The 357-nt window shown below is 34.7% G+C and carries 1 protein-coding gene; it reads left to right on the forward strand.

Going from position 1 to position 357, the window contains the following annotated elements; genetic code table 11:
* Positions 1–55: 55 nt before the first annotated feature.
* The coding region (locus CBI42_RS11585; RefSeq protein ID WP_218822074.1) for a hypothetical protein at positions 56–357 on the forward strand (302 nt) is incomplete at its 3' end.

The following is a 357-nucleotide window of genomic DNA, read 5'->3' on the forward strand; positions in this document are numbered from 1 at the left end:
AGAGCCGCTAGAAAAACACAAGCTGAAAACAATGATAGGAAAGGGGAATGTATTTATGACTGTAGATTCTTGGTTTAGCAATTATGTTTCAGAAAACATAAATATAGATAGTAAAAAAAGCACAGGTGCAAGAAATAGTAGAAATTGGTTAACTTCAAATATTAAGGATCTTAGTCAAAGAAACGAGAAAAACCTTGAATTATACTCGGGCTCAGAATTTGCATTAAAAATGGGATCATTTGCTCGAAAGACACAGATTAGACCTCTTGACGATGTTGACCAAATGATTATCTTTTCGGCAAAGGGGAGCACCGCTAATTTAGATACGCCTCAATGGAATCAGGTGTTTATAAATGT

Source organism: Streptococcus sp. KR (genome assembly GCF_002238115.1).
Lineage (GTDB): Bacteria > Bacillota > Bacilli > Lactobacillales > Streptococcaceae > Streptococcus.